This is a genomic window from Chroococcidiopsis sp. [FACHB-1243], from assembly GCF_014696895.1.
GTDB lineage: Bacteria > Cyanobacteriota > Cyanobacteriia > Cyanobacteriales > Chroococcidiopsidaceae > Chroococcidiopsis.
Genome location: NZ_JACJQX010000010.1, coordinates 38579 through 59935 on the forward strand (window position 1 = coordinate 38579; position 21357 = coordinate 59935).

General features: G+C 38.4%; 17 protein-coding genes and 2 pseudogenes. 12 read left to right on the forward strand and 7 right to left on the reverse strand.

The genetic code is table 11. The annotated features are described in order from the left end of the window. Positions 1 to 9: 9 nt before the first annotated feature. Complete coding sequence (locus H6G17_RS09445; RefSeq protein WP_192156474.1) at positions 10 to 324, forward strand: thioredoxin family protein; 315 nt, start codon at positions 10 to 12, stop codon at positions 322 to 324. Positions 325 to 368: 44 nt separating this feature from the next. On the opposite strand, the gene H6G17_RS09450 is transcribed toward H6G17_RS09445, so the two are convergent. Together H6G17_RS09450 and H6G17_RS09455 are read right to left on the reverse strand one after the other, a co-directional pair. Further along, the gene (locus H6G17_RS09450; RefSeq protein WP_192156476.1) at positions 369 to 593 is read right to left on the reverse strand and encodes a DUF1344 domain-containing protein; all 225 of its coding nucleotides are present in this window, start codon (positions 591 to 593) and stop codon (positions 369 to 371) included. A 149-nt stretch (positions 594 to 742) separates the two neighbouring features. Beyond that, on the reverse strand, positions 743 to 2515 hold the full coding sequence (locus tag H6G17_RS09455) for a S8 family peptidase (RefSeq protein WP_192156478.1): 1773 nt from the start codon (positions 2513 to 2515) through the stop codon (positions 743 to 745). 238 nt (positions 2516 to 2753) lie between these two features. Between H6G17_RS09455 and H6G17_RS09460 the strand changes: the two are divergent. Beyond that, positions 2754 to 2882: pseudogene (locus tag H6G17_RS09460) on the forward strand (cytochrome C oxidase subunit II); the annotation flags it as partial. Positions 2883 to 3018: 136 nt separating this feature from the next. Here the strand turns inward: H6G17_RS09460 and modA are convergent. From modA to fdxB, 3 genes and pseudogenes are all read right to left on the reverse strand, one after another. After that, on the reverse strand, positions 3019 to 3816 hold the full coding sequence (gene modA, locus H6G17_RS09465) for a molybdate ABC transporter substrate-binding protein (protein WP_192156482.1): 798 nt from the start codon (positions 3814 to 3816) through the stop codon (positions 3019 to 3021). Positions 3817 to 3946: 130 nt separating this feature from the next. Next, positions 3947 to 4090, reverse strand: coding sequence for a hypothetical protein (locus H6G17_RS09470; RefSeq protein ID WP_192156484.1), 144 nt, complete (start codon positions 4088 to 4090; stop codon positions 3947 to 3949). Positions 4091 to 4200: 110 nt separating this feature from the next. Next, positions 4201 to 4428, reverse strand: a pseudogene (gene fdxB / locus H6G17_RS09475) (ferredoxin III, nif-specific); the annotation flags it as partial. An 865-nt stretch (positions 4429 to 5293) separates the two neighbouring features. Between fdxB and H6G17_RS09480 the strand changes: the two are divergent. After that, complete coding sequence (locus tag H6G17_RS09480; protein WP_106547366.1) at positions 5294 to 5560, forward strand: hypothetical protein; 267 nt, start codon at positions 5294 to 5296, stop codon at positions 5558 to 5560. Between the two features lie 286 nt (positions 5561 to 5846). Here H6G17_RS09480 and H6G17_RS09485 read toward each other — a convergent pair whose 3' ends face one another. Continuing rightward, entirely contained in the window at positions 5847 to 6269 is a 423-nt protein-coding gene (locus H6G17_RS09485; RefSeq protein ID WP_192156486.1) for a cell division protein SepF, read from the reverse strand. Between the two features lie 1068 nt (positions 6270 to 7337). On the opposite strand from H6G17_RS09485, the gene H6G17_RS09490 reads away from it, so the two are divergent. After that, complete coding sequence (locus H6G17_RS09490; RefSeq protein ID WP_192156490.1) at positions 7338 to 8135, forward strand: DUF3102 domain-containing protein; 798 nt, start codon at positions 7338 to 7340, stop codon at positions 8133 to 8135. Between the two features lie 999 nt (positions 8136 to 9134). Here H6G17_RS09490 and H6G17_RS09495 read toward each other — a convergent pair. After that, complete coding sequence (locus tag H6G17_RS09495) at positions 9135 to 9464, reverse strand: hypothetical protein (RefSeq protein WP_192156491.1); 330 nt, start codon at positions 9462 to 9464, stop codon at positions 9135 to 9137. Between the two features lie 779 nt (positions 9465 to 10243). On the opposite strand from H6G17_RS09495, the gene H6G17_RS09500 reads away from it, so the two are divergent. From H6G17_RS09500 to H6G17_RS09535, 8 genes are all read left to right on the forward strand, one after another. Then, on the forward strand, positions 10244 to 11854 hold the full coding sequence (locus H6G17_RS09500; protein ID WP_192156493.1) for an NB-ARC domain-containing protein: 1611 nt from the start codon (positions 10244 to 10246) through the stop codon (positions 11852 to 11854). Positions 11855 to 12480: 626 nt separating this feature from the next. Next, on the forward strand, positions 12481 to 13356 hold the full coding sequence (locus H6G17_RS09505; RefSeq protein ID WP_192156495.1) for a class I SAM-dependent methyltransferase: 876 nt from the start codon (positions 12481 to 12483) through the stop codon (positions 13354 to 13356). An 89-nt stretch (positions 13357 to 13445) separates the two neighbouring features. Continuing rightward, on the forward strand, positions 13446 to 14549 hold the full coding sequence (locus H6G17_RS09510) for a glycosyltransferase family 4 protein (protein ID WP_192156496.1): 1104 nt from the start codon (positions 13446 to 13448) through the stop codon (positions 14547 to 14549). An 86-nt stretch (positions 14550 to 14635) separates the two neighbouring features. Continuing rightward, a complete protein-coding gene (locus H6G17_RS09515) occupies positions 14636 to 15592 on the forward strand; it encodes an FkbM family methyltransferase (RefSeq protein ID WP_192156497.1) in 957 nt (318 codons plus the stop codon). A gap of 199 nt (positions 15593 to 15791) precedes the next feature. After that, positions 15792 to 16718 carry a class I SAM-dependent methyltransferase gene (locus tag H6G17_RS09520; RefSeq protein ID WP_192156498.1) on the forward strand — a complete coding sequence of 309 codons (927 nt, stop codon included), beginning with the start codon at positions 15792 to 15794 and terminating at the stop codon, positions 16716 to 16718. Between the two features lie 531 nt (positions 16719 to 17249). Continuing rightward, on the forward strand, positions 17250 to 17975 hold the full coding sequence (locus tag H6G17_RS09525; protein ID WP_192156504.1) for a polysaccharide lyase: 726 nt from the start codon (positions 17250 to 17252) through the stop codon (positions 17973 to 17975). A 799-nt stretch (positions 17976 to 18774) separates the two neighbouring features. After that, entirely contained in the window at positions 18775 to 19800 is a 1026-nt protein-coding gene (locus H6G17_RS09530; protein WP_192156506.1) for a glycosyltransferase family 2 protein, read from the forward strand. A gap of 36 nt (positions 19801 to 19836) precedes the next feature. After that, positions 19837 to 21327: an NAD(P)/FAD-dependent oxidoreductase gene (locus H6G17_RS09535; protein ID WP_192156508.1), complete on the forward strand. Its 1491-nt coding sequence runs from the start codon at positions 19837 to 19839 to the stop codon at positions 21325 to 21327. Positions 21328 to 21357 lie beyond the last annotated feature (30 nt).

The following is a 21357-nucleotide window of genomic DNA, read 5'->3' on the forward strand; positions in this document are numbered from 1 at the left end:
TTGCAAGTCATGGCATTAGCAGTGATTAAATTTTCGTCTGAAGACTGTGGAATTTGCCATAAAATGTCTTTTTACGATCGCAAAGTTAGTGAAGAATTAGGCTTAGAATTTATCGATGTCAAAATGCAAGATACGACAACTTATCGCAAGTATCGCAAGATTTTATTAACTCAATATCCAGATAAAGCCGAAATGGGATGGCCCACATATATTATTTGCGATATGCCAGAAGGAGACTTCAAAATTGTGGGCGAAGTGAAAGGAGGTCATCCCAAAGGGGAGTTTAGGACGCGCTTGCAAGAAGTCGTGTCTGCTAGTGCATGAAGGCAAAATTTTGTAGGGTGCGTTAAGTAACACACCCTACTGATTCAGACAATTTCAAACGATTTTACCTCTAAGACGGAACCGATCATTGCTAGGCTCATCACATCTTCTTTTACCTCTCCAGCAACTTTAACTTTTTGTCCGTCCTTCAATAATTCCTTTGCAGTCCCTCTAGGAATCTCGTATGTCGTGCCGTCATCTGCAACCAAAGCCCAAGCCCCAGTACCAATATCGCGCCGCTCGATCGTCCCTGTAACATTAATACTCATACAAGTTAGTCTGTGTCGTGTTATTACTCCTATGTTAGGGATTAGAGAGGAAATAGTAATAAAAATCCCCCCTAAGAGTCAGGAGGGTTGGGAGGTGTGGAGACGTTACCCCTAACATCTCTACACTGGTCGCTGGTCACTGGTCACTGTTAACTGACTAAGCTTCCTTCGCCTTTCATTGCTAACCAAGCGATCCCATAACTGGCTAAAGCATTACCAATCAGAAAAGTACGAGCGATCGCCCCACTTCCCAACCAGCCTAAATCAGGTGCGATAAAGGCACTGATTAACAAACAGCTAGCGACACCTAAAGCCGTACCGACAGCAAATTTCTTCCAACTCGGATTTCCCAGCAATAACACGATTAACACGAAGGGAATCACTACGCTGGCAAAGAGGGGGTTTAACTCAGAGTATCCCTGAATGGCGCTACCGAGTTCGGGAATGGAACTGCCCAGCAAGCGGAAGGGCCATTGAGGTAGGTCAAAAATATAAAAGCCTTTGAGGAAGAATAAACCCGAACTGCCTGTAACTAATCCCCATGACAGCGACCAACTCCAGGTAAAGGGGAAGTAAACCCGCAAGAACCAAGCCAAGAGGTAAGAACCGAGTACCATCGCGATTTTAGGTAACAGTGCCACTGCACCACCATCAATCCAGAAACGGGGGTTGAGGTAGCCGTTATCCCGCAGCCAGCGGAAGAAGTCTTTGAAGGTAATTTGTCCGCGCACGGCAAGTTTCACGGCGGCAGATGCATCTAAATGTCCCGCACCGTAGTAGTTGAGTCCGTCATCTTGCACGACTCTGGCGGACTTTTGCAGAATGCTTTCTACTTCATCTGGGTCTTGTATCCCAGCAGCTTTAACTAATGCGGCGACTCCGGCGACGTGGGGAGATGCCATGCTGGTTCCTTGGAATCCGGCAAATACTGGTTCTTCCGTATCTGGATCGATGGTTTCTTGGACGATTTTGCCGGAATTACTGCCACCAGGGGCAGAAAGATCGATTCCTGCACCGAAATTAGAGTAGGGGGCTTTTTCTCCCGCTGAATCGATCGCCGAAACTCCAATTACGTGAGGATAGCGGGCAGGGTATTCGGCAGCGTTGCTGTTGGCGTTTCCAGCAGCGGCGACGACTACGACACCTTTTTGATGGGCGTAGGCGATCGCTTCTTTCATGATTTCGCTTTCACCACCACCACCTAAGCTCATATTAATTACGCCTGCGCCGTTGTCAGCAGCAAAGCGGATGGCTTCGGCAATATCGGAGGTCGTACCCGTACCACCTGCACTTAAGACTTTCAGGGGCATGAGCGTGGCTTCATAAGCCACACCTGCGACACCATAATTGTTGTTGGTTGATTGCGCTACCGTACCTGCTACGTGAGTCCCGTGCCCGTTGTCGTCATCTGCTGCAACTTTATCATTTACAAAGTCGTAGCCTTCGACGAATTTGGTATTTTTCAGGTCTGGAACTTGACTGATACCCGTGTCAATCACAGCCACGGTTACGCCGCTACCTTTGGTTTCATCCCATGCCGACTCAATGCTAATACTACGCATGTTCCATTGCTGACCGTATTGGGGGTCGTTGGGAACCTCATAGGCGCGGTAAATGTAGTTAGGTTCGATATATTCGGTAGATTTAGCGATTTTGGAGTTTCTCAGGCTAGTCAGAGTCTGGCGATCGCCTTCCACGACATATACATTATCTGCTGCGGAAAACTCACTATTGAGCCGAGGCTTGACTTTGTATTGCTGCGCGATCGCGTTTAATTTAGCTTCTATCTCCGTATTCGGCACATTTTCCCGAAAATCTAGCACAATGGACTGATATTCGCCTTTAGCTGCCAACCCTTGAAAGCTTGACAGAGCAAACCACAGCCCGCCAATAAACAAACACAGTAGAATAAACTTTTTCATACCTGCAATCCATCTGTACTGAAGCGGCAGTAGCTTAATCTACAAGATAACTCATGCGATCGTCCTACAAACAAATGTTGCAGAATTCTTACAGTTATCAGTTATCGGTTATCAGTGACTTGTGGCTGGTGACTAGAAGAAGAATTCCATTCTGCTAGCCAATGCGTTACTATCCACTCACCATTAATTCTTTAAATCCCATTACAACTTTAGCTTCTTTAGGTTCATCATACGTCAAGACGTATTGCTCAACATCTCCGCCAATGATGCGATCCACTCGTTTTGGGTTTCCCAGTTCCGGTTAAAGCAAGATGCAATTCCAGGTCAAGCGACACCATTGCGGTTCATCGCCACAAAAACTGGAACGTAACCATATAGTTTGCACCGAACTTTGCGGCAGCTATCACGGCAGTACCAAGCAAGAAAGTAATTGATGTAGCAAATAAGGCTATTTTTAAAGTATTTATAAAGGAGAAAAGTTAACTGGCATTGCAATCGCGCCTCTATTTAGCTATACCAAAACCATCTTTTTCAAATATAAACCTTGCTTGCTTGTCAGTTAAAAATTGAATATATTCTTTAGCAGCATCAGGATTTTTACTATTACCGATAACTGCTATAGGATAAACGATCGGTGAATGTAATTCTTCTGAGGCTGTTGCCACTACTCTAACTTTATCTGATTTGGCATCTGTGGTATAGACAATACCAGCATCAGCATTGCTACTTTCCACAGCAGATAGTACGTTACGAACATTATTACCAAATACTAATTTGGATTTAACTTGCTCTAAAATATCTAGTTTCTTAAAAAGTTCCTCGGCATATTGACCTACTGGTACGCTACGAAATTCGCCTACAGCAATTCGCTTTATTTTATTATCTGTTAGTTGCTCGAAGTTATTGATATTTAAATCAGATCTCCTTGGCACAATCAAAACAAGTCTGTTGGTTAACAAGTTACGACGGCTATCAGGAAGAATCAGATTTTTATCTTGCAAAGCATTCATTTGCTTTGTAGCAGCAGAAAAAAAGATATCTGCTGGCGCACCTTGTTCTATTTGTTGTTGTAATGCACCAGAAGCACCAAAATTATAATTAACTTTGAGCTGCGGTTGAGCTTGCTGAAAAAATGGCTGAATCTCTTTTAAAGCATCTTGTAGGCTAGCAGCAGCAGATACGAGCAAAGTTGCATTTGCTTGTGCAACTACAGGAGATGAATTAAGCCAGTTTAACATAGTCGCTAAAATGAGTGCGATCGCAACTCCAAAAATCAAGGCAAAAAAGTTTCTTCTTTTCATAGAATCTTCAGTTCATTATTTACTTTATCTACATAAAATAACTATAAATTATAGTAGAATCTATAGTAGATATGCTTTATAGATAGATTAAATTAACATATACTTACGCTGAGTAAATATGTAGAAACTGCTAATCCTTAAAGCAGATGATGAGGCGAAACCTTGTCAAGGCTGATAGCAGTGTTTCTCGCGGCGGACGACCTTCTACTGCTTGGTAGCAAGCAAACCAATTGGGTTCAAAAACCTGGCTTTCTAATTGGTCGTTCGTAGACATAATTCAGAGACAAGGGGGAATAACTACTTGTTAACCGTTAACTGTCAACCAACAACAAATGACCAATGACCACCTTCACGAGTAGTTTACAACTCAAATAGACTTGCTATCTAATTTTGTTCTAACAAGCTATGCGTGTAACAATTTTTGGGACAAACCTTAGCACAAGCCTGACAACCAATACAGTATTCTGGATGAACAATAGACATGACTTTGCGCTCGATCGCCTCAGCCTCCTCATCTTCGACAAACTTCCCATCTTCATTCAGTGCTTGCAGTAGTAGGACGTTTCGACCGCAGGCTTTAAAACATCTACCACAACCAATGCATTTACATTTTCTCCGCTCACAATGAATCAGTCCTACCTTAACAAAAGGGGATTAAGGGGAATCTTAGTTGAAGCGCTGTTAGAGCGGGTGAACGAGCATTTCGCATAACGGTTTCATCCAGTTCTGTGCTAAGTCATCAATTGCCGAGTCGATGTCCAACACCTGAACTTTTCTGTATCGACAAACTCTATTAAGTCTGAAAATATTGTATTTATCTAATTAAGCTAAGTTTTTATCAATTTGCTATGTAATTTCTAGAGTTCGCCTATGAGTACATTTCAGTTCTAAATCCAATCGTTCAATCTTTTTCTAAAAATATAACCAAATTGTCTACAATACTTCATTGCTATACATTATAGCTGTGAGTCGTCTATTTTTTAACTAAAGAACGAGCAAAAGATTAACGCTTATATCTACCTTTCGTATCTACTCAAGGTATTTATATCTATTCCTTGTGTGGGTCAGATCGGTCAAAAGTTTTAAACCTTCTCTGCCGCGTGTCAGCCCGTGATGGTGCGGGCTGTTTACTTTTTTATTAAATGTCAGTTTGAGTGAAATAGCTCAGAGAAAAAGGTTATCTCAACCCGAAGAAAACTTCTTGGGGCGATCGCTTAATCCCATCGCCACTATCTCTCTTTGTGGATTATCTTTTGTCTCATATAGACATGATTGTTCTATGTTGCATAAATATATTTACATAGTTTTAAAAATTTTGTAATATACAGATCGTTAATTAACTAAATTGAGTAAACTGATATAAGAACTAGATTAGGTTTGTGCTTAGCTTGCGATGCGTTATCGCTAAGTGTTCCAGAATTAGAACAAAGAAAGCTCAATCGACTATTAAGGTGTATATATTACGAACGAGGCTGTTATGACAGTGATTTACGCGCAGGCAATATTTGACTCTCCCAAAAAATCACCTGTCATGAAGTATTGGAAATATCGCAAACGTGCCAAAGCCCTACGTCACGTTCAGTGGACTTACGAGGTCGATTTGAAGAGAACGCTCAATTGGCTTGAGTTAATAGATTGGATTTTCTACCTGCATAGCCAAGGTTTAGAGCCTGCTGCGTTAGATGAATTCATCACTTTCTGTGGGTGGTATTTTCCCCAGTTAGCGGAAGGCAAGCCTCACTAATAGTAGCGATCTGAAGATCGCGCGATCGGGCTAAGATACCAATTTCGCACGACGATCTGCTCCCATAATTATATCGGCACTGTGAAACACAGTGCTTTCTCTTGGCAAGGATAAAACGGTGGGGGATTGGCAAGACATTCACGGATATCTTTAAGCTGCACGAACCGCTATCTCCTGGAACGGGAACGATCGGATAGATTGCTTTGAATCCAAATTGGTGCTAACAATTGCGATCGCAATTATGCATCACTATTTCTGACAGCAAGAGGTGCTAAAACGCACGACTTTATAAGCATGTTTCATCAATAGCGTTCGCTAACTGCACGCCGTTCGGTGCAAACAGAAATATCCCTGCCGCTAGATATTGTTGCTGTCCTTCTAGTGCGTAAGTTGCTCCAGCAACAAAGTCTACTGCTCGTTGTGCTTTCTCTGCATCCATCTGTACAACATTTAAGACTAGCGGTTGACCTTGCCACAGAATTTCGACGGCTTGCGTCACTTGTTCAAAAGACTGTAGCTGCATGACTACCACTTGTGGTGTCTTCTGCTCTAGTTGGGGTAGACTCCTATGTTTGTTTGCTGTCAAGTCAGCCGCTCTTCTTTCCCGCTGCCGCACTACACTTGCAGGAAAAGCAGCTCTTAATTTTCCGTAATTCTGTTGGGACAATTCCTCTTCTAGTTCGGATACCTCTAGCTGATGCATCATCATGCTTACTCATCCTCTATTTGTTCTATTTGTGGCTGGTGAAGAGCTTTAGGTACGATTTTTAGTACCTTTATATCTATACTCTGGTTAAATGAAAAGCTTGTCAACTCAGTGTTTTTGTCTTGATTTGTCAATTCAATAAAGGTCGGAAAAGTTCGGGAATCAGCAGCTTTTTCGTCAAAAGAGTTTTTTGTTAACAGCGTATATTTGTATACTAAATCTTTTTTTACCTCTTTCTTGAGATAGATTTTTGATTGTTAGGAATTTTGTTGGTATTTTGTCGGTGTAAAATGATGGGCGACATACTAGCGACATACTAATTGCTTGTAAAAATGGAATAATAACCGAAATCGTTTCCTAAACACTGGGTGGCTCTAATAGAGCAATAAAAGTTGCTAGTAGAGTAGACGATTAGTTAAATAATATACATTAATCAAATCCTATCGCTAAATCGGCAATTTCCCCAATCTGGCGCATATCGTGCGGATTCAACATTCTGACTGCTGCGATCGCTCACCCTAGAAATAGTCATGTATATTACCAAAATAATTAGTGTATTATGGTAATTTAAGTAGCATCGTGCGGTGTGTTAAAGACTTGTTTAATCTTCAACTAAACAATTTCTAACGCAACTTCCTGGGCTATCAAGAGTGTCTCTCAAGACAAGTCGATTCAAGGTAATCAAATAGCAAAATCAGATTGATATATATGATGTAAACTACTTTAGCCAATATGACTTGCAAAGTATATGCCAGTACTTTAAGTGATGCAAAGCGGTATGAAGTTAACCTGTAGTAGCTGCTATTAGAAAGCTCAATTACGCACACAGCCAGCTTATTCGTAGAGAATGGAGGTTAATTCCGTTAACAAGGTGATTTTCGTGTTTTACTAAGATCCTAGAGGGTGTAGCAGGCTTTTGCTTACTGGAATCAATCCAGCTGTTTAAGAAAGGCTTACACGCTGCTTGTAGAAGGCAGCTCCTACTGTAGCTTCATAATTATCTAGACACAGCCTCTTATGCAGAATCGATTGATGCCGAGAAATCTTCAAAAGTTGTGAGGAAGATGGAACATGGAAAATCTCTATCATATTGATAATGGGAACCAATCTAAACAGCAAAGCTTTGATTATGCAGCTCTTGACATGGAAGCACAAATTGCTGTCCAAAAGCATACTTGTGAAATCAAAAGAATGATGCGTAGAACGACACAAGATATTATTGAAATAGGTGAAAAGCTGATCGAAGTCAAGCAATATCTTGGGTTTGGGCATTTTAGCAATTGGCTAATAACTGAATTTGGTTGGAAGGAACGAACAGCAAGAAACTTTATGAGGGTGGCGGAAGTTTTTAAATCGGCAAAATTTGCCGATTTATTTATTGCTAGCTCCGCTCTATATCTTCTAGCTGCTCCTTCTACCTCTGAAAGCGCTCGCCAGGAAGCGTTAGAGCTTGCTAAGAAGGGCGAACACATCACTTACTCTAAAGCTAGAAGCATTATTAGTCAACATCAGGAATTGAAAAAACTTAAAAATTCTACTTGTAATGTTACTTCAGATGTAAACAAGCACGAAGTAGATTCTGTTCAAGCAAAGTTAATTACATCAGTTGAAGCATTTCATGAAAGTTTACCAGATTCTCAAACAGTTGATGTATTAGCTGTAGTCATCGATCGAGATATTTTGGGAAGTCAAAAAGTGTCTGCCGAAAACCTGCCATCGACCAATCCTATCTCGATTAGGATTAGCGACGACTGTAGAGCCTTGATTAAGAGTGTGGAGTCTCTGAGAGAAGAAGAAGCAACTGCTTTGGTGAGAGCAATAGCAAAGCACTGGTCAGTAGAGAAGATTTTAGAGACAATCAAAAAATAGCCACTTTTTCAGCTCAGAAAGCGATCGCTGGATGAAACTGCAACGGCTCTACTGAGATCGAAACTATGAAATTCCTACGTTCTGGAATTCTCTCACTATTTTGAGTTATGCCAAAAAGCACTAGAGACGATCTTCTGCTCAAGCTTGCTACTGCCTTTTAGGAGCTAGTTTTCGCCTGCTCGGCAGTACTTGGAAGGATACAAAATCTCCCATCTCTGCTTGATTTTCAATCAGAACCTCTTGCCAACACAGTGCTGTCTGCATGAAACCCCCCTAATTTTAACAGTTAAGGTTTTTCAACGTTACCAACAGTTACACTTTGAGCGTTCAAATACCTCAAATCAAAAGGCATTTACTAACTAAACAGATTCTTTTTTACTCTGTTGCTGTCCTTTTCACTGATATTATACACAGGCTATAGTCAAAATTGCAACACCATAAAAAGATCATTATTTAACAATTCCCGTCGAGCGATCGCGGCAATTTCTATCTTTATCTCTCATATTCTTTGTTCTGAGAGCCAAGGCGAGCAATTGGAATAGACAAAAGAATATTAATCGATCGGCTTGATATTGCTAATTCAATCGGAGAGTGGGCATACAAGAGAAGTGAACTGACAATCCGATCTGCAATCTTGCCATCATTTGCGATCGCTAGCTTTTACTTTCAACGAGCAAGCGATCTAGCGACCTGTAATATTGCTAGTCTGATGCCATGCTGTTTAGTTCACAGAGCCAGCTTACAGTTGGGTATAATCAGTTTTCTAAAACTGCACAAACAAGGGATGTTGAAAGATTCATGCATCAGCTTAGTTTTGGCGAGAAGGTTGTGCAATTCCCTTCTGCATCCATCCGCTTTCGATAGTTGTACCAGCTCAGCTGCGGCATTTGTAGTTAATAACTTTTTAAAGATTTTTATAAATTAAAAAATGGCATACCAACTGACTTGGTATACCATACTTTCAAATAGAAAAATACTAGAGATAACGAGGCTGATTACTTAATATTCAGCACTTTTATTCAAACGTTCTTTTGCTTGGTAAGCTTGCAATCCCAATAAAACTAAATAAGTCATCATCTGAGCTGGCGATCGCTGAGTGGCTGCTGCAAGCTGATTGATTTGATGTAGAGGCAACTGTTGCTGAAATAGTACCAGCGACTGTTCCAACTCTTGGGCTATAGTACGGCGATTTAGACTAGCATTTTTCTGTAATTGCTTCCCAATCGGCGATAGTAGTAAAAAAAATAATAAGTTGGTTACAAAGCCAGAACGGGAAGAGTGTTCTCGTTGAGATTGAGTTTCGATAGTTTTTAATAAATCCTCTGGCATATAGAAACTTGGACGACAGTTTGCAATTAGGTTATTGCGTTGATACCTGGGCGATTTTTCTTGTTGTTCAGAATTGAAAATAACCAAAATAATTACAGATCTAAACGTCACTTAATATATGTACTAAATTTTTCTACGGTTAACCATTCCCCAAAGTATAGGAAAAAGATTGTTTTTGAAAAGCTTAAATTAATTTAAACAATCCAAAAAGTTCGGGTAAATATCAGATTTTTTCAGGTTTTAACCAAAATAACCGAGAAATCCAAAAAATGTCATGTAAATAACTTTATTTATCTTGCAATACTGATTAAAGTAATGATATAGATTAAGTGACTAAAGTAATACCAGATTTTTATTAACTCACACTAGAAAGAATATGGTTTACTTAAATCGGAATATGCATAATGGGCAAAGGATATCTTAATCGTTGAGTTCGCATACTGCAAACAGTTGCACATCTCTGTTGAGAAGCTTTGAATTGATTCTGAGTAAAATAATTGTGAAAGATTCGTTTACATGTAAGTGTTTTATGCGATCGCAGACAACAATTTGCTAATAGATAAATTTCTAGATTAGACTTGGAGCTTATATTCGGGATAGCAAGAGCGAGCCAGAAATTCCTAGAACCGAAAAGTCTCTCCGTTAAGCAATTTAAAACGTCCTAAAGCGACATTACACGCTAAGAGAACTTACATAGAAATCAATGCTATCAAATGACGAGCGCTCATTTCTGCCCTAGTAGAGCTACAGATTTCAACTATTTTGGAGACAACTACAAGATGAATGCAATCAACTCTCAGTCCTCAACTTTTGAAACCAGAGAATTTATCGTTGCAGATACAGTTGTGTTTAACAAACAAGGTACGCATTTGACAGATATTCAAAAAATAGTACTTAGAGGTGCTTGGCAAGGATACACATATGAAGAGATTGCCGACCGAGAAGGATATAGCGAAAAGTACTTAAAACGAGATGTTGGACCTAGATTATGGAAGATCCTTTCAGAGGCTTTAGGCGAAAAAGTGAGCAAAAAGAATTTTAGAACAGCCCTTGAGAGAAGATTAACCCTAGCGAACCCCTCTCACAATCAACAGCTTGATATGGATAGTTGTCAAGACTGGGGTGAGGCAGTTGACGTACATACTTTCTACGGACGTACCCAAGAATTAGCTACATTACAACAGTGGATTGTTCAAGATCGTTGTCCTTTAGTAGCACTAGTAGGCATGGGTGGTATTGGCAAAACTACTCTTTCTATAAAGCTAGCTCAGCAGCTTCAGAGTGATTTCAAATACATTATTTGGCGCTCGTTGCGTCATGCTCCACCAATACGAGAACTCTTAGAAGAGATAATTTATTTTCTATCTAATCAGCAAGAAAAAGATTTACCAGAAACTACAAATGGAAGAATATCACTGCTCTTGAAATATTTTCGTAGGTCTCCCTGTTTATTAGTTCTTGATGGTGCTGAATCAATCTTAAATTACGATCGAAAAGACACGCACTATCAAGAAGAGGATGAGGAGTATGGACGGCTGATAAAATACATAGGAGAAACATATCATCAAAGTTGTCTATTGTTAACAAGTCGAGAGAAACCCAAGGAAGTTGCGATAAGAGAGGGAGAAGAATTACCTACGCGATCGCTACGATTGATAGGATTGGATGAGTTAGAAGGGCAGTGTATCCTTAAAGGTAAAGGAATTTATGGTTCGGAAGCTGATTTGGAAAAAATAATTCAAATTTATGGAGGCAATCCTTTATTACTGAATATGGTTTCTACAACTATACAAAACATATTTGATAGTAGCGCCTCTGATTTTCTGAAACAGGAAATAATAGTGTTTAATGATGTTAAAGAATTTTTTGATAGCCAGTTCAATCGCCTACAACCAATTGAGAAAGAACTCATGTATTGCTTAGCAATTGAGCGCGAACCAGTTTCATTTCAGAAATTGAAGAATGACTTTGGTTTAAAAGTTCAGTCCCTAGAGCTAGCAGAAGCTTTAGAATCTCTGAGGCGACGCTCTTTAGTTGAAAAAAATCAGGGATTATTTACATTACAAATAGTATTAATGGAGTACACAACAGCTCGACTGCTAAAAGAAATCTGTCAAGAAATACGCACGCAGCAAATATCGCTCTTGAAAAGTTCCAAATTACTAAAATTAATAGTAAAAAATTATGTTAGAACTACTCAATCAAATATTTTCTTTAGAATGGTTTTAGACCAATTACTCCTAGAGCTTGGAAGTAAAAAGAATGTGGAATCACAATTAGATACAATTTTATCTACATTGCAGCATGAATCTTTTAAATTGGAAGATACTACCGATGATATTATTAGTTTAATTCATCGGATGCAAGCAAATCTCAGTAGCTATAAGTAGATCGAGAAGAAAACTAATTATGGGAAGCGATCTGGGTAAAAAAGTGATAGTTTAATTTAGATAAATTACTCTATCAGACACTTTATTTAACTTCTTCTTACTCAGGTTTCTCAGTAGTCTCATAACTTAATGTCAGGGCATCTCTCACCATCTATCCATCTATTTTACAGCTTAAATTTATGTTATCCTAGCTTAATTTTTGACGGTTATATAAACTATTCCACTAGCAAGATTGTATCAGATTAGCTTTTGTAAAGGGTTACTCTAATTTTACTCTTGTATCCTGAGTTGTCAATTGCCACTACACAGCTGTAAATAGTTGATTGTACTGCTCTTACTTTGCTTCATGCTATTTAACTGTTTCTCCGTTTGGAATAAGCTTTTTCAATCACTGCTGCACTATTACCTATATACTGAAAATTTGATTTTCCCTATGCCTTGCCAACTAAGATTTTTCGGAATGTAGCGGAATTTCCTACGTTAGAAGATACATTTGATATTTTTCGGTAATATAACCGAACATAAACTTAAATTTTCTGATGTCAATCCTGAACAAATCAGGATTTCGTTTTAACTAAAAACCAGTAGATTATTAAATAGATAGATCGTTTAAGAGATTTGCATTTATGAAAAGCATCATTCGTCATTTAGCAAAAATGTTAATACCACGTTCTTATCAAACTTCTATAAAGACACTAAAAACTCTAATACTTAGTTCCCCAATAGCAGAAAAAGGTTTTCAATGGGGGCAGAATTTTACCATTAATGGTGAGTCTAGCACTATAACAACGAATCATTTCCAATCTCACTTAGAAAATGGAAATACTCCATCCAATGCTTTAGAAGCTTATTTTAATTCTCATACTGAAGGATTAGGAATACTTAAGTGGAAGCACTATTTTAATATTTACCATCGCCACCTTTCTAAGTTTGTTGGACAAAAAGTTCAGGTTCTAGAAGTTGGTGTTGCCAGCGGTGGGAGCCTAGAAATGTGGAAAAACTATTTTGGTTCTAATTGTCAAATTTATGGTGTAGATATTGAGGAAGCATGTAAAGCATACGAAAAAGATTCAATTAAAATTTTTATTGGCGATCAGACAGATCGCAATTTCTGGAAGCGATTCAAAAGTGAAGTTCCTACTCTCGATATCGTAATTGATGATGGCGGACACGAACCAGAGCAGCAGATTGCAACTTTAGAAGAGTTATTGCCGCATTTAAGACCAGGAGGAGTTTATATATGTGAAGACATTCATGGGACTTTAAATCAGTTTCATACCTATATATCTGGGTTGACGCATAATTTAAATGCATTACAAGAATTTGGATATAAGCCTATTAAAAGCGGTAGCGGTCTTGCTAGTTTTTCAACCTATTTTCAAGATGCTATTCAGTCTTTTCATTTATATCCGTTCGTGGTAGTGATTGAAAGGTCAGAGACTCCTGTATCGGAATTTGTAGCCCCATTACAAGGATCTAAGTGGTTAGTACTAACAAAGTAAGTGTTGGATTGTTAGTACTTTTAACACAGAGTTACTCAGCGCTATTTTTTCGCTGCAACTCGTTTTCCTAACCTAATAGTATTTGTGGTATGTCAAAAGTCTTATTCATTTCAGCTCATGCTCCTACAACGCAGTATCCTCAAGCTGGACAAAAAATTGCTTTTATGAATCTTGCGAAGTATGCTGCCTTACATGAAGTTGTTGATATAATTGTTATCGCTAATACTACAGAAATAGTTGTTGCTAAAGATCTACAAACAGATTTTGGTAATAGTCTCTATACATACCCACTTACTAAATTTAAAAAAGCTATAAACTGCTTGAACTATTATCAAGCGCCTTTAAAATTTGCTTCTCGGTTTAATAGAGCAGTTAGTAAGAAAATTCAAGAGCTTCTGATTGCAAAAACATATGATGTAATTCATTTTGAATATTCCCATGCCGCCGTTTATTTAGATATAGTCAAAAAATATGTCGATTCAAAACAGACTAAAATTGTCATTAGTATACATGATGTATTGACACAAGTTTGGTTAAGGCAATCTGTAAAAAGTTCATTTTTCGATCTTGAAGTAGCCAGAATCTTTCGCTACGAGCAGAAACTTTACTCGAATGCAAGCGAACTATGGGTATTATCTAAAAAAGATCGCGATCTTTTAAGTTCTTTATTTTCAATTGGTAGTGAAAAGCTTATTGTAAAGCCTCCAAAAGCTAGCAGCTTTGTTTATCAAGTGAAACGCCGAGCGGAGAAAATAGAAAAGAAAAGTCTTTTATTCTGGGCTGCTATGGAAAGACCAGAAAACGAGCAAGCAATTCTTAACTTCGTTGACCAATGTTTTAAAAAACTGCTTCAGCAAGATCGAAATTTCAAACTTTATATAGTCGGCTCTAATCCTTCTAAAAAAGTTTTAGCACTTGCAGGCAAACAGATCACAGTTACAGGTTTCGTTGAAGATCCCACTATTTTCTTTGAAAAGGCAGAGATCGGAATAGTTCCACTTTTGAAGGGAGGAGGAGTTAAACTAAAAACTTTAGAAATGCTGGAAGCGGGGTTACCTGTTGTTGCTACATCTATAGGTGCTGAAGGAGTCGTATCTCCAGATAAAAAACTAATAGTAAGCGATAGTTTTGAAAATTGGTTTGAGCTACTTACAAAAGAATTGAAGGACTCTGTAGTTGCTGGAGTAGTATAAATAGAAAAAGTATATGTTAAAAAAACTCGAGTAAGTAGCTTAAGTTTTCTAACAATCTCATTGTTATTTTATGTCAGCAAACAAGTATGAATAATCCTTTTACTCAGGTACAGCAAATAAATTTTTTAGATATAGGCTGTAGTGGTCCACTAGACTCAAAATGGTCTGATTTAGTACAACTACTAGCATACACTGGCTTCGAGCCAAACGCTAGTGAATGCAAGCGCTTGAGTCGCGAGTCTCATCCATACAAGTCAACTCGTTACCTACCTTTTGCTATCTCTGGAGAGCAAGGAGATCGGGTAATGTACAAAACACATCACCCTTTCTGCTATTCTCTGCTCCGCCCAAATCATAACTGGCTTGGTCGTTTTTCACATCATTACCAATTTAGAGAAACTGGGACAGATACTGTCTCATGTATGACGCTCAACAGTTTAGCTAACGAGCAACAATTAACAGCAGATATTATCAAGCTTGATACGCAAGGATTAGAGTTACCGATTCTTAAAGCAGGGAATCAGGTTTTGCAAAATGCTTTTTGTGTGGAAACAGAGACAGGTTTTGTGGAGAACTATATCGGAGAAACTACATATACACAGCTTGAAGCATTTATGCGATCGCAAGGATTTCTGATGTTTGATATGGAAATTTATCAAGCTAGTCGTAATAATTCTCTGTCCAAGCATGGCAAACATCAGCCTTTATGGTGTGAAGTCGTTTGGTTATTTGATTTCGTAGGTACAAAAAAGAAAACTACGCCAGAACAAGCTATAAAGTATTTAAAAATCTGCCAAGCTTTAGGATATTTTGATTATGGACTAGAGCTAGCATATTATTTTAAAAATTTAGGAATTATAGAAGCAAGCACAGTAAAGTATCTTGAAAAGCCAGAACACTGGACAAATATTGAAAGCTCGGATAGTTGGAAAAAACATAAATCTTTATCAAAAACTGGTAAAATACTAAGTTTTTTACCTAATAGTATTAATCAGCGTTTAACATATGGCTTGAAAGAAGTTATTGAATGGGGTAAAAAATAATTTTTTACTGAAACTCTATTTGATTATCTTATAAGATTTCCGCTGCAAATTCACCTCTTTAGCAAATACTACTCACTTCACTTGAGCAAAATTTTTACCAGAGCGGTTGTAGTGCTGTAATGAGTTGAGCGTAACGGAAAGTATTCGATTTAGCTATTCTACAACAATACAAACTTTTCTAACTTAAGCTATTTTCAACATGAAAAAAACCTTGAAAAGTATAGTTAAAGGAGTATTGTACAATACTCCTTACTTAAAACAAAATTTACTTGAATTAGGTAAGTTAGGCTTATATAAAACTTGGGTTCCTCCAGGTCATTTTTACTCGCCAATTCCATCATTAACAGAGATTAAATCTAAAGAAGATGAAATATTTAGTAAACATCTTACAAAAAAAGTTTCTGGAATTGATTTGAATGAACAAGCGCAACTCGAGCTATTTGGAGAATTTAGCGAATATTATCTAAGTTTACCTTTTACTCCCAATCGGCAGGAAAACTTAAGATATTTCTACGAAAATATTTCCTATTCATATTCTGATGCAATTTGTTTATACTGCATGATGAATCATGCAAAGCCCAAGAAAATTATTGAAGTAGGCTCTGGTTATTCATCTTGCTTAATTTTGGATACTAACGATTTACTATTTAATAGTTCAATATCTTGTACTTTTATTGAACCTTACCCACAATTACTATTATCTTTAATCAAAGAAACAGACAAAAATAAAATTGAAATAGTTCAGAAAAAGCTTCAAAATGTGGATATCGATAAGTTTTCTGAATTAAATGCGGGAGATATTCTTTTTATTGACTCAACTCATGTATCAAAAATAGATAGTGATGTTAACTATATATTCTTTGAAATATTACCGCTCTTAAATAAAGGAGTTTATATACATTTTCATGATATTTTTTACCCTTTTGAATATCCCAAAGAATGGATATTTGAAGGTAGGGCGTGGAATGAGGCTTATATGCTGAGAGCATTTTTACAATATAACTGCAACTATGAAATAGTTTTTTTTAATACATTTTTAGAGTTTTTCCATCAAAATAAGTTTATTGAAAAAATGCCGTTATGTATGAAAAATACAGGAGGTAGTATTTGGCTTAAAAAAAATTAGTCAAACTTAAAAAAGTATTTTGAGTGAAACCAAAAATTTTATAAGTAATCTATTAGCAAAAAACTGATAAAAGCCGACATAGACAAAGTTAGTATAGTGTTAAGTATAGATTTTTTTTGAGCCAAAAAATTAACCTTGAATCGTGAATTTAAAATAGTTTGAACTGAAGCAATAGTTACAGCTCGTAGTTTTTATGAAATGCAAGTATCATAGCCACTAAAAATGTGATTATCAAATTGATTTTGATTTAGAAATAGAAATTTAATCAAACTAAATAAATAAAAATTTAGTTAATTGTTTTTTGTGTTGAAGAAGCAAACGAACTTACTTGACAATCGATATTTTGAAACTTCGTCCGCTTTCTTTAAAAAGCAAAACATGAATTCAAATAGAGTTCATTCCAAACTAAAAGTTGAGAGTAATTTAATGAGAATGAGGATAATGTCCAAAAAAACCGATCGCCAGAACAAACATCTGAAAAAATGTTTGCATCATTCAGCCTTGTTTTTAAGTAGATCTCTACTTCTAAGTATGCTCTTTTTGCTTGTAGTAGGAGTACGTCAGTCTCATGCAAGTATAATTGACTCATTGACTGAAATTTCCCGATCTATAAATAGGAATTGTTCCAGAATAGAACCTTCGTACGACATAACAAGAGCTGGACAAACAGCTTTCAGACATCGCATAGACCGCTGCGGAGAACGTGCTGAGCTAGAAATGAGCAGAACCGAAATCGGCAAAACTTATTGGTACGGCTGGTCGATGTTTGTCCCCCTAGACTGGAGCGATACCGATCCAGGTTTTGATATTGTCAATCAATTTGCGGCTTGGCCTAGCAGACCAGGTAGGAGATATCCGTGTGGTGGCGTTGGTTCTAAAATCTCGCGCCGAGGTAGTAACTTTATCTTAGATTTCCAACGTAGAGGCGATACTGTAGATGCTGTATGTACTAACTACACTTTAGCGCGAGTTTCTGAAATAAGAGGGCAATGGACTGACTTTGTAGTGAACGTCAAATGGACGGGGAACAATGATGGATTCTTTAGACTTTGGATGAAAACAGGTAGCGGTGACTACATTCAAAAAATCAACTATCAAGGAGCTACGTTTTGGAATGACGAAGGTACGGGACCGTACTTCAAGATGGGATTGTACAAAGGCAATTCCAATTTTCGAGGTCCTGCCCCTCGAATTATTTATACTGATGAATATCGCTTAGGTGATGCAAATTCTAGCTTTGGACAAGTTGCACCTTAAGATCGCTAGAATTAGTTGGTTACGGTGTTTTCGATCGCTCATTGAGTAGTTAAAGTTGAGTAGTTAAGTTTGTCTCTCGATCTCGTAGCGATCGAGAGACAATTACAATACTATGCATCTACTAAAAATATAAAATAATTTAGGTGGTTGTAGCGTGCTATATTTCACATCAAATTATTTTTTATATATTTCCTCAAAAAAGGCGCTTTTTTATCTGTATTCTTGTGAAATACACTCAAAAATAGCTACACTTAGCACAAATATTTGTATCACAAAAGCAAGCATTGGCAATATAACTGAATTTTTCCGAACTTTTCTGTATCGACAAGTTTTTGCTGTTAAGAGACCATAACAAGGAAGCAGAAATGTGTATATCAGATTTGTTATAGGTATAAATGAGGCAGCACTATAGCTGCTAAGTTATTCAGAGAAGACACTCAGAGTGCGCTCTAGTAACTTTGGTCAAGAGAGTACCTGTACTTAAAATACCTTCTTGGCTTTTCAAGATTAGTTAATTTTAAAGAAGAGAGAGAATAAATTTCAGAATTGATTCATGAGATTCACTGGTAGCTATCAGGCGATTCTTTGCTTCTCATGTAGTAATTTTTAATACCAATTCTTAAACCTTACCTTAAGGGTATAGGCAATTATTTTATTAATTATAGAATATTTGTAAATCCGCGATCGCATCTATTAGCTATTTTTGATAAATTGCTAATGCTATTTTTATTTGCATGATTTAAAACGCAGACATTGCCCTATAAAACTGTTATGACAAGCTTTTGAGATATGTTTTATTATGTTTTGCAATCATGAACTTGAAGTATCTGTCATTATTCCAGTTTATAACGGAGGAGAGAACTTTCGTCGCTGCTTGTCTGCTCTAGCTAACACAATCCCTTCTCCATTAGAAATTATTGTGGCGGCGGATGGAGATACAGACGGATCTTGGTTGATAGCTAGAGAATTTGGGACTCAAGTTGTGAGAACAAATACACGGAGTGGTCCAGCTGTAGCACGTAATTTAGGAGCTTGTTTTGCTCAAGGTGAGATCCTATTTTTTGTCGATGCCGATGTAGTCGTTCGTCCAGATGCTATTAGCCAAGTAGTTAGCACTTTCAAGCGCGAACCAGACTTAGCGGCTCTGATTGGCTCCTATGATGATGCCCCAGATGCAACCAACTTTTTGTCACAGTACAGAAACCTGTTGCACCACTACGTGCATCAGTCTGGTTGTGAAGAAGCTTCAACCTTTTGGGGTGCTTGCGGTGCTATTCGCCGCGAAGTGTTTCTCGAAGTTGAGGGTTTTGACGATAGTTATCGACAGGCTTCCATAGAAGATATTGAATTGGGCTATCGACTCAAACAAGCTGGTTATAAAATTCGACTGAATAAGGCATTGCAGGTTAAGCACCTAAAGCGATGGGAAATTGGTTCTCTACTGAAGGCTGACTTCTACTATCGTGCCCTTCCCTGGACAGAATTGATTTGGCGCGATCGCCTATTAATTAACGATCTGAATCTCCAAGTTTCTAATCGCCTGAGCATCGTACTAATATTCGGGTTACTTATTGCTGTAGTTGCAGCCTTCTGGTGGTCTGGATTTTTAGCTGTAGCTTTGGGAATATGCATGGCGCTCTTATTTCTCAACCTACCTGTCTATCGCTTCTTTTGGCGCAAACGGGGGATACGGTTCGCGCTCCAAGTTATCCCCTGGCACTGGTTTTACTACTTCTATAGTGGTTTAGCATTCATTATTGGTACAGCTCGCCATCAATTGCGGCAGTGGGGTTGGCTCAAAACGAGTTCTTCTAAATTTGTGTGAACTCAGAATTAACTAAACAACTGGATTGACCCATATATGAACCACTATTCTGTCGTTATTATCGGTGCAGGTCCAGCAGGTCTAACTGCTGGCTACGAACTTGTCAAGCAAGGTATCAAACCTATAGTCTTAGAAGGAGACGATAAGGTAGGTGGAATCTCACGGACAGAAACATACAAAGGCTATCGCTTCGACATTGGCGGTCATCGCTTCTATACCAAAATTGGTGAAGTACAGCAGATTTGGCAAGAAATTTTAGCAGCCGATTTTATCAAAGTTCCTCGGCTATCACGGATTTACTACGGAGGTAAGTTTTACAGTTATCCACTGTCGTTGTTCAATACGTTATCCAATTTGGGCATTATTCCGAGTATCTTTATTTTGTTTAGCTACTTGAAGGCAAAAGTCAAAACGAGATTGTTTCCCGGTCCTGAACCGGACAATTTTGAAGACTGGGCGATCGATCGTTTTGGTTATCGCCTGTACAGCATCTTCTTCAAAACATATACCGAGAAGGTTTGGGGTATTCCCTGCAACCGAATTCGGGCAGATTGGGCGGCGCAACGGATTCAAGGGATGTCGCTCAAACGAGCAGTTGTTAACGCTTTATTCGGTAGTCAAAATGCTAAGAGCTTAATCAAAAAATTTGACTATCCAGTTTTAGGACCAGGGATGATGTGGGAGCGCTGCCAGGAAATTATTGAAAATCAAGGTGCTATGGTGCAGCTGAACACCGCAGTGACTCGCATCGAACGGGAAGGGACTTGGATTAAGAGCATTACTGCCCGACAAGGCGATCGCACGATTCAGATCTTTGGCGATCGCTTCATCTCTAGTATGCCTATAACAGCACTAGTACAAAGACTCAATCCACCAGCACCCGAGCGGGTACTGACAGCAGCACGTAGCTTGAAATATCGGGATTTTCTAATTGTGGCGCTGATCGTCAACCAACCAGATTTATTTCCTGACAATTGGATTTACATTCACAGCCCAGAATTCAAAGTGGGGCGGATTCAAAACTTTAAGAATTGGAGTGCAGCAATGGTTCCCAACCCTAACAAAACATGTTTGGGGATGGAGTACTTTTGTAGCGAGGGCGATGCTCTTTGGGAATTACCTAATACAGAATTGATCGAGCTGGCAAGTCGCGAGGTTGTCGAATTAAACTTAGCGTCTAAGTTGTCCGCGATCGAGGATGGATTTGTGATTCGTCAGCGCAAAGCTTATCCTGTATATGACGGCGAGTATCGCCAGCATCTCCAAGTCATTCAAGAATATTTAAAGCAGTTTGACAACTTACAAACTATTGGTCGTAATGGAATGCATCGCTACAACAATCAGGATCATTCCATGCTAACTGGACTGCTAGCAGCTAAAAACATTCTTGGAGAGCAGCATGATTTGTGGAATGTCAATACCGAACGCTCTTACTACGAAGATTTTACTAAAGAAGAGCGATCGAGTCTGAAAAAGCAATCTCAACTAGAAAAATTGCCTACGGCAATCTCCAGTAAAGTCAATTAAGACGACATCGTGTCTGTCTAATTGCCAAAC

Bases quoted from the DNA above. Each gene is read 5' to 3' on its own strand.
- H6G17_RS09445 (WP_192156474.1), top strand. From the start codon at position 10: ATGGCATTAGCAGTGATTAAATTTTCGTCTGAAGACTGTGGAATTTGC.
- H6G17_RS09450 (WP_192156476.1), bottom strand. From the start codon at position 593: ATGAGTATTAATGTTACAGGGACGATCGAGCGGCGCGATATTGGTACT.
- H6G17_RS09455 (WP_192156478.1), bottom strand. From the start codon at position 2,515: ATGAAAAAGTTTATTCTACTGTGTTTGTTTATTGGCGGGCTGTGGTTT.
- modA (WP_192156482.1), bottom strand. From the start codon at position 3,816: ATGAAAAGAAGAAACTTTTTTGCCTTGATTTTTGGAGTTGCGATCGCA.
- H6G17_RS09470 (WP_192156484.1), bottom strand. From the start codon at position 4,090: ATGTCTACGAACGACCAATTAGAAAGCCAGGTTTTTGAACCCAATTGG.
- H6G17_RS09480 (WP_106547366.1), top strand. From the start codon at position 5,294: ATGACAGTGATTTACGCGCAGGCAATATTTGACTCTCCCAAAAAATCA.
- H6G17_RS09485 (WP_192156486.1), bottom strand. From the start codon at position 6,269: ATGATGATGCATCAGCTAGAGGTATCCGAACTAGAAGAGGAATTGTCC.
- H6G17_RS09490 (WP_192156490.1), top strand. From the start codon at position 7,338: ATGGAAAATCTCTATCATATTGATAATGGGAACCAATCTAAACAGCAA.
- H6G17_RS09495 (WP_192156491.1), bottom strand. From the start codon at position 9,464: ATGCCAGAGGATTTATTAAAAACTATCGAAACTCAATCTCAACGAGAA.
- H6G17_RS09500 (WP_192156493.1), top strand. From the start codon at position 10,244: ATGAATGCAATCAACTCTCAGTCCTCAACTTTTGAAACCAGAGAATTT.
- H6G17_RS09505 (WP_192156495.1), top strand. From the start codon at position 12,481: ATGAAAAGCATCATTCGTCATTTAGCAAAAATGTTAATACCACGTTCT.
- H6G17_RS09510 (WP_192156496.1), top strand. From the start codon at position 13,446: ATGTCAAAAGTCTTATTCATTTCAGCTCATGCTCCTACAACGCAGTAT.
- H6G17_RS09515 (WP_192156497.1), top strand. From the start codon at position 14,636: ATGAATAATCCTTTTACTCAGGTACAGCAAATAAATTTTTTAGATATA.
- H6G17_RS09520 (WP_192156498.1), top strand. From the start codon at position 15,792: ATGAAAAAAACCTTGAAAAGTATAGTTAAAGGAGTATTGTACAATACT.
- H6G17_RS09525 (WP_192156504.1), top strand. From the start codon at position 17,250: ATGCTCTTTTTGCTTGTAGTAGGAGTACGTCAGTCTCATGCAAGTATA.
- H6G17_RS09530 (WP_192156506.1), top strand. From the start codon at position 18,775: ATGTTTTGCAATCATGAACTTGAAGTATCTGTCATTATTCCAGTTTAT.
- H6G17_RS09535 (WP_192156508.1), top strand. From the start codon at position 19,837: ATGAACCACTATTCTGTCGTTATTATCGGTGCAGGTCCAGCAGGTCTA.